Origin of the sequence: Hyunsoonleella rubra, assembly GCF_042684665.1 — a bacterium.
In the GTDB taxonomy this organism is placed as follows: domain Bacteria; phylum Bacteroidota; class Bacteroidia; order Flavobacteriales; family Flavobacteriaceae; genus Jejuia; species Jejuia rubra.
On the sequence record NZ_JBHULY010000026.1, the window covers coordinates 184,013 to 191,654 of the forward strand.

Annotated in this window: 7 protein-coding genes and 1 tRNA gene; 4 read left to right on the forward strand and 4 right to left on the reverse strand. The window is 38.6% G+C overall.

The features are described from left to right. Window positions 1–96: 96 nt before the first annotated feature. Window positions 97–178 (reverse strand) — tRNA-Leu (locus ACFSR8_RS12310). A gap of 128 nt (window positions 179–306) precedes the next feature. Between ACFSR8_RS12310 and ACFSR8_RS12315 the strand changes: the two genes are divergently transcribed. After that, window positions 307–1,695 carry a dipeptidase gene (locus tag ACFSR8_RS12315; RefSeq protein WP_380292458.1) on the forward strand — a complete coding sequence of 463 codons (1,389 nt, stop codon included), beginning with the start codon at window positions 307–309 and terminating at the stop codon, window positions 1,693–1,695. 5 nt (window positions 1,696–1,700) lie between these two features. Here ACFSR8_RS12315 and gldC read toward each other — a convergent pair whose 3' ends face one another. Both gldC and gldB read right to left on the reverse strand, forming a co-directional pair. Next, entirely contained in the window at window positions 1,701–2,036 is a 336-nt protein-coding gene (gene gldC, locus ACFSR8_RS12320) for a gliding motility protein GldC (protein ID WP_380292460.1), read from the reverse strand. Then, on the reverse strand, window positions 2,036–2,995 hold the full coding sequence (gene gldB / locus ACFSR8_RS12325) for a gliding motility lipoprotein GldB (protein WP_380292462.1): 960 nt from the start codon (window positions 2,993–2,995) through the stop codon (window positions 2,036–2,038). Before gldB ends, gldC begins: the two co-directional genes overlap by 1 nt. A 91-nt stretch (window positions 2,996–3,086) precedes the next feature. Here gldB and nadE point away from each other — a divergent pair, with 91 nt between their 5' ends. Both nadE and ACFSR8_RS12335 read left to right on the forward strand, forming a co-directional pair. Further along, window positions 3,087–3,875, forward strand: a complete 789-nt coding sequence (gene nadE / locus ACFSR8_RS12330) for an NAD(+) synthase (RefSeq protein WP_380292464.1) — start codon at window positions 3,087–3,089, stop codon at window positions 3,873–3,875. 118 nt (window positions 3,876–3,993) lie between these two features. Beyond that, window positions 3,994–4,620 (forward strand): response regulator, encoded by a 627-nt coding sequence (locus ACFSR8_RS12335; RefSeq protein ID WP_380292466.1) that lies wholly within the window; start codon window positions 3,994–3,996, stop codon window positions 4,618–4,620. Here ACFSR8_RS12335 and dnaG read toward each other — a convergent pair. Continuing rightward, window positions 4,615–6,576 carry a DNA primase gene (gene dnaG / locus ACFSR8_RS12340; protein ID WP_380292468.1) on the reverse strand — a complete coding sequence of 654 codons (1,962 nt, stop codon included), beginning with the start codon at window positions 6,574–6,576 and terminating at the stop codon, window positions 4,615–4,617. The two genes, ACFSR8_RS12335 and dnaG, sit on opposite strands and share 6 nt — an antisense overlap. 126 nt (window positions 6,577–6,702) lie before the next feature. Between dnaG and ACFSR8_RS12345 the strand changes: the two genes are divergently transcribed. Continuing rightward, window positions 6,703–7,560, forward strand: a complete 858-nt coding sequence (locus ACFSR8_RS12345) for a DMT family transporter (RefSeq protein ID WP_380292470.1) — start codon at window positions 6,703–6,705, stop codon at window positions 7,558–7,560. Window positions 7,561–7,642: the final 82 nt, after the last annotated feature.

The window sequence follows — 7,642 nt, forward strand, 5'->3', positions numbered from 1 at the left end:
CGCTCAGTATAAACTTCTCTCCTCTCCTTTTACATTTTTTAATCAAACAGCATTGCACAAAAAAAGCCTCTCAAAAATTGAGAAGCTTTTAACTCGTGCGGGCGGAGAGACTCGAACTCTCACACCTCGCGGCACTAGATCCTAAGTCTAGCGTGTCTACCAATTCCACCACGCCCGCATAGTCCATCCCGATAGCTATCGGGGTTAAAGGGATGCAAATATAATTAAGATTTTTAAATTCCAAAGGGCGATGCTATAAAAAGTATTCTTTTTTATACTTTTGGATATCTTCATTTAAAATATCCTATGAACGCAATTCAATCTTACATAAAACAGCACAAAGAACGCTTCATCAATGAACTTATCGATTTACTTAAAATCCCATCCATAAGTGCCGATTCTACTTATAGAAATGATGTTTTAAAAACTGCCGAAGCCATCAAAAAAAGTTTGGAAAAAGCGGGATGTGATGCTGTGGAAATCTGTACAACGGATGGCTACCCCATTGTATATGGCGAAAAAACCATTGGAAAACATTTACCGACCGTGTTGATATACGGGCACTATGACGTGCAACCTCCAGACCCATTGGATTTATGGAAGTCGCCCCCTTTTGAGCCTATTACTAAAGCCACTGAAAAGCATCCCGACGGTGCCATTTTTGCGAGGGGCGCCTGTGACGACAAGGGCCAATTATATATGCATGTAAAGGCATTGGAATTTATGACAGCCACCAATCAAATACCATGCAACGTGAAGTTTATGATAGAAGGTGAAGAGGAAGTGGGCAGCGCAAATTTGGCAACCTTTGTCAAAAACAATCATAAGAAACTGGCAAATGACGTTATCCTTATTTCTGATACGGGAATGATTGCTAATGATGTACCCTCCATCACCACGGGATTGCGCGGTTTGAGCTATGTTGAAGTTGAAGTGACTGGACCAAACCGGGATTTACACTCTGGTTTATATGGGGGTGCGGTGGCAAACCCCATCAATATTTTGACCAAAATGATAGCCTCACTTCACGATGAGAACAACCACATTACCGTCCCCGGCTTTTACGATAAGGTTGAAGAGCTGTCCAAAGAAGAACGCGACGAAATGGCCAAGGCCCCTTTTAATTTGGAAAATTATAAAAACGCTCTGGATATAGATGCTGTTTATGGTGAAAAAGGCTTTACCACGAATGAACGCAATTCTATTAGGCCTACTTTGGATGTCAATGGTATTTGGGGCGGATATATTGGCGAAGGTGCTAAAACGGTAATCCCGAGTAAGGCTTTTGCTAAAATTTCAATGCGATTGGTGCCACATCAAGATTGGGATGAGGTTACTCAACTCTTCAAAACTCATTTTGAAAGTATTGCGCCAAAAGGCGTCAAAGTAAAGGTAACGCCGCATCATGGTGGTCAGGGCTACGTAACGCCAATTGACAGCGTTGGGTATCGCGCCGCCAGTAAGGCTTATGAAACCACTTTTGGAAAGACTCCCATTCCTCAACGTAGCGGAGGCAGTATTCCAATTGTTGCCTTATTTGAAAAGGAATTAAAAAGCAAAACTATTTTAATGGGCTTTGGTTTGGATAGCGACGCCATCCACTCCCCCAATGAACATTTTGGGATATGGAACTATCTTAAAGGGATTGAAACAATTCCTTGGTTTTACAAGTATTTTACGGAGATGTTTGAATAAATCCTTTATTTTTTCAATTCCAATTTTTCGGCAAAATAATCACAAAAATCCTTCATGGTTGCCGTCATTTTTTCATCCTGGGTCGCCCGGTTAAATGTATTGGCCATGGCCACTAAAGTTTGATGGAAGAATATTTTCATCTCATCAACGGGCATATCTTTGGTCCACAAATCGATACGCAACATTTCTTTGGCTTTATCGTCCCAAACAGACAGCATCATTGCCTTGGCCTCTGCATTACTTATGCCCCCATCTTCCGCTGACCATAACAGCTTTTCAGGAATGCGGTTTTCATCTAGTTCAACATTCAGCTCAATTTTTGATGTGATTGTATTTGCCATTATTTACGTGGTTTAAACTTTGAATTATTAAAAATATCCTCAGGTTTCATTTGTAGCATGTCCTTTATGGAAACTTCATTGTTTTTCATGTAAGCCCGTACTATTTGCCAGCCGATGTATTGGCCCAATCTACCTGGAGAATCGGCATCTATCTCTTCTAAATAAAATTTGCTAAAAGGAGCTGGATTGATAAACCTGCTAAGTAGTTTGGTATCGGTACTATACAACAATTCGCGCTCAATAAAATACCGCCAAATGTAGTGTTCATTGACTCTGGCCCATTCAAATTCCGATTCAGAATAGCCCATACGTTCAGCCTCTGAAACATTTGGCAACATAATGTCCTTAAAATATAATTGCTTTCCAAAGTATACCATTTCATCCAATAAAGTTTTCCGCTGCGGTTGATAAATGTACCGTCCTGCATACTCAGATGCCAAATCCACCACAATCTGCTTGGCTTCAAAATTCTTTCGGATATACTTTTGAATTTCCTGATAAAAAAAATGCTCTTTACCCAAATAATTATCAAGTGCAATGATGGCAATGGTATCGGTAACGATTACCCGATTTCTGTAATCCACCATAGAAGTTGTGGTAATCACCCTTGGCATACTAAATTCAGGAAAATAATATTTCAAATGATTGAAAAGCGATTCAATGTCCATTTCCACCTCATCAAGATTTGGAAATACCTCAGCAACTTCCCTAAAAAGCTCCCGTTGAATGGTATCCCTAGTTTTCGCAATCCAAAACGAATCGGGAAACTTTTCGGAAAACATAAAAGGGTAGGCCCGTTTCAATTCGGGTAAATTGCCTTCCGTAATTTCGCCAAAAAGCAAATCAAACCTTTCTACAGAAATATCCGTATTTACTTTCGCAATTTCCTGCTCCAAGGTATTGTCCTTTCCACAGGAAATAACCACTATCAACAGTACTGGGAATATCAAATTTTTCATAGAAAACTAAACGCTATAAATTTTTATTAATTGAGTGTTTGCTTTATTTTTGTTTGCAAAGGTACTATTCCCAAATTAAAATTCTCGCTGTATGCAAACTGAAAAAGTTGTTGATTATATAGTAAACTGGCTGAAGAACTATGCCACGAATGCCGGTGTTAATGGATTTGTTGTTGGTGTTTCTGGCGGTATTGATTCTGCCGTAACTTCCACATTGTGCGCAAAAACCGGCATGAACGTTCTTTGCGTTGAAATGCCTATTCATCAAGCAGAAAGCCATGTTTCGCGCGCCCATGAACATATTGAGCAACTGAAAGCAAGGTTTGATAATGTAAGTGATACCCGAGCAGACTTGACTCCAGTTTTTGAGGAATTTAAAACTGAGGTGTTTATGGACGGCGACCAAGCCACCATTGACATGGCCTTGGCAAATACGAGGGCACGACTTCGAATGACTACTTTGTATTATTATGCAGGTCTATATTCGCTTTTAGTAGCCGGTACGGGTAATAAGGTTGAAGACTTTGGGGTAGGCTTTTACACAAAATATGGCGATGGTGGCGTTGATTTAAGCCCAATAGCATATTTATTGAAATCCCAGGTGTATATGCTTGGCGAGTTCCTTAAAGTACCAGAATCCATTATGATAGCTGCGCCCAGTGACGGTTTATTTGGTGATGCCCGAAGCGACGAGGACCAGATTGGAGCATCCTACCCAGAATTGGAATGGGCCATGAAAATGGATGAAGATGGCAAAACTATAGAGGATTTTTCAGGTCGACAACAAGAGGTTTTCAGAATTTACAAACGTTACAATAATAACAATAAACACAAGATGATTCCTATTCCAATTTGCGAAATTCCTAGCAATTTGATTTAGGCATTGTATTATCATCAAAAATTTTAGTATTTTTGCACTTTGGGTGTATTCCCTTATAGCTATACTATGATTCTCTCATTTAAAATCAACATCATAGTAAATTAAAACCCTAAGAATTATGATTAAATTATTAATAGCAGACCCTCACCCTATTATTAGAAAAGGGCTTGAGCACCTTTTTTCTGCTTCTTCTGACGTGAAAATCGTCGGCAGTGTTGACAATGGCGAAGCCGTTTTGGACTTTCTCAGAAAAGAACCCGTTGACGTTCTTTTGACTGAAATTGATTTGCCTAAATTAAATGGTTTAACCGTGCTAAGGCACATAAAGTCTGACTTTCCAGATGTAAAGGCATTGATGTTCAGTGCCCAGCCTGAAAACGTTTATGGCTTTAACTCTATTAAGGCTGGAGCTGCCGGTTACGTTTCCAAAAACGAAAATGTTATTACCGTAAGTGAAGCTGTTTCCAAAGTTCATGATGGTGGCATCCACCTGAGCAATGAGTTGACCCAAGAACTTGCATTTGGGAGCCGAAACAACAAAAATGGCACATTCTTTAAAAAACTTTCTACAAGGGAAACTGAAGTGTTAAAACTTTTGGCCATTGGAAAGAAGAACAAGGAAGTTTCCAAGGAATTGGATATCAATGAAAAAACTGTGAGTACGTATAAAGCACGTTTGATGAAAAAACTAAAGGTGGACAATCTAGTTGACCTAGTAAATCAAGCGAAGTTTTTAGACCTATAATACTCGGCTCAATTTTCTTGACAGCAACATTTTGAGGTTGGAGTATTCTTTGACTTCTTCCAGCACAGACCTGTTAATTTCAGATTTGTGCTCCAATGTTTTTTGCTGACATTCCAGTACTTTTTGCTCTATTAAAAAGCATCGAAGATTTAGAATGGTCTCGCTCACTAATTGCGAGACCGTTTGTGTTTTTTCCTTTGGGAATATATTCTTTCGGTGCCAATCGTCCAAAGTATAGCGTTCATCTTCCATTAAGATGTTGGTAATCTCATTGGCCGTATTGGCATCAAGTGCATTAATGAAGTTTCTCAACTCAAAATTTTTGTCTTCTTGATTTAACTTGTCAATCACTGTGTAGTACAAATCCTTGAACTGAGGATCTGAAAATTCCATTTCATCCTCCTGAAGATCCAGATAAATTTTTTCGAACACTTTGGCCTGCTGAATGACTGGTTCTCGCACTAGCTCACCTTGTTCATTTTCTTTTAGTACTAAATCCTCAAAATCCTCGGTCTTATTGCCGTAAAGCAATAAAATTTCGATAATCTTTCGCTCCAAAATATATTGCACATCCACTTTTTCCTGTGGCTGTTCATGGCGTATTACCTCAAAACTCTGCTGTTCTTTTTTGAACTTTTTATTCTCTTCCTGATGTTCTTTTTTACTGATTTGAGCTAAAGTACTAAACAGCACTTCTTCGCTGATATCCATAATTTTGGAACATTCCTTAACATAAATCTCCTTTTTTATGGTATCTGGAATTTTGGAAATGCTATTGACAATATCGCGAATAGTTTCAGCCTTTTTTATGGGGTCGTTTTTGGAGTCTTCAAAAAGAATGGACGCCTTAAACTGAATAAAATCTTGAGCCTGTTCATCTAAGTAAAGTGTAAGCTCCTCCAAGGTGTTTTGCTTGGCAAAACTGTCTGGGTCTTCTCCTTCTGGAAAAGAACATACCTTAACGTTCATTCCCTGTTCCAATATCAAATCGATACCCCGAAGTGATGCACGCATTCCGGCTGCATCCCCATCAAAAAGAACTGTAATGTTTTTGGTAAGTCGGTTGATCAGACGGATTTGTTCCGAAGTTAAAGCCGTTCCCGAAGAAGATACCACATTTTTAATTCCGGTTTGATGGAATTGAATCACATCCGTATAACCCTCCACCAAATAACAATTGTCCTCCTTAGCAATGCTTTGTTTTGCATTGTATATACCGTAAAGCACTTTGCTTTTATGGTAGATATCGCTTTCGGGGGAGTTCAGATATTTTGCTGCCTTTTTATCATTTATCAAAATTCGGCCACCAAAACCAAGTACACGCCCGCTCATACTTTTAATAGGGAACATTACGCGACCTTTAAAACGGTCGAAACGCTTTTCACCCTTTACAATCGTAAGTCCTGTTTTCTCTAAAAACTCGAGCTGATAACCTTGCTTTAAAGCCTCATCCGTAAAGGCCTGCCATTCATCCAAGGCATAGCCCAAATCAAATTTTTTGATGGTATCGGGGGTAAAACCACGTTCCTTAAAATAACTTAATCCGATAGATTTGCCCTGGTCTGTTTTGTTCAAAATCTTTTGAAAATAAACATTAGCAAATTCACTGACCAGATACAGACTTTCACGTTCGTTGGCAGCTTCCTTTTGAGCATCACTTTGCTGAGTTTCCTCAAGTTCAATGTTATATTTTTTTGCCAAATAGCGAATAGCCTCTGGATAGGTAAAATGTTCATGCTCCATCAAAAAGGCAACAACATTACCACCTTTTCCAGTACTAAAATCCTTCCAAATCTGTTTTACTGGCGATACCATAAAACTTGGCGTTCGCTCGTCGCTAAAGGGGCTTAAACCCTTATAATTGCTACCGGCCTTTTTCAATTGTACAAAATCGCCGATTACCTCCTCAACTCGGGCAGTATCAAAAACTTGGTCTATGGAATGTGTGGCAATCACCTACTACGATAAATTTAAAAAGCTAAACGGTAAAAGTAACACAAAATAGCACATTACTCAATAGGAAAAATTAGGTATCTGCAAATTTTAACTACTTTTGAACGCCATAATCAAGTGTCAATTTAAATGAATAATCAACATTTTAGAAATGTTTTAGAACTAACACTTGCTACTGTTTTAATAAGCTCTGCGGCGGTATTGGGCAAATATATTGCAATGCCGACTGCCGTAATAATTTGGTGGCGTTCTGCATTAGCCCTGATTTTTCTGTTTGCATTCTGCAAACTTCAAAAGGTAAATTTGAAATTTAGGTCAAAAAAGGACGCCAGAACCGTTTTAATCAGCGCCTTATTTTTAGGAGCACATTGGGTTACCTATTTCCATTCCGTAAAAACTTCTAACGTATCCATTGGGATGCTGTCGCTATACACCTATCCCGCAATTACCGCAATTTTGGAGCCCATTCTCACCAAAACCAAATTCAACAAGGTTCATTTGCTATTGGCCATTTTGGTTTTAATCGGTGTTTATATTTTGGCTCCAGAGTTTAACACGGAAAACTCCCATTTTAATGGTGTCATTTGGGGAGTAATTTCCGCAATACTATTTACACTTCGTAATATAATGTTGAAGGGAAGCTCAAAATCCCATAATGGTACCATGATTATGATGCACCAATTATTGGTAGTAACCATTGTCCTTGTTCCCGTATTATTCATATTTGGAACTTCAGAAATATCGACTCAATACCCTTATGTTATTATGCTGGCCCTATTGGCTACAGCAGTTGGACATTCCTTGCTTATAAAAAGCCTAAAATATTTTTCAGTAAGCACAGCCAGTATTATTCTAAGCACCCAACCATTTTTTGGCATTCTTTTGGCCTATTTCTTTTTAAATGAAATACCTACTTCTAATACGTTTATTGGAGGATCATTGATTATTTCTACGGTAATTATCGAAAGCATTCGGTCGAGGAAATAGTTAAAATTAACTAATATTAACCCGTTGTGCATTATGATTTAAAAGAAAAAAGTTGTTCATCTTACTGATAATCAGTAAATTG

Excerpts from the sequence above, each read along its gene's own strand:
- nadE (WP_380292464.1), top strand. The coding sequence starts at position 3,087 with ATGCAAACTGAAAAAGTTGTTGATTATATAGTAAACTGGCTGAAGAAC.
- ACFSR8_RS12315 (WP_380292458.1), top strand. The coding sequence starts at position 307 with ATGAACGCAATTCAATCTTACATAAAACAGCACAAAGAACGCTTCATC.
- gldB (WP_380292462.1), bottom strand. The coding sequence starts at position 2,995 with ATGAAAAATTTGATATTCCCAGTACTGTTGATAGTGGTTATTTCCTGT.
- gldC (WP_380292460.1), bottom strand. The coding sequence starts at position 2,036 with ATGGCAAATACAATCACATCAAAAATTGAGCTGAATGTTGAACTAGAT.
- ACFSR8_RS12345 (WP_380292470.1), top strand. The coding sequence starts at position 6,703 with ATGAATAATCAACATTTTAGAAATGTTTTAGAACTAACACTTGCTACT.
- ACFSR8_RS12335 (WP_380292466.1), top strand. The coding sequence starts at position 3,994 with ATGATTAAATTATTAATAGCAGACCCTCACCCTATTATTAGAAAAGGG.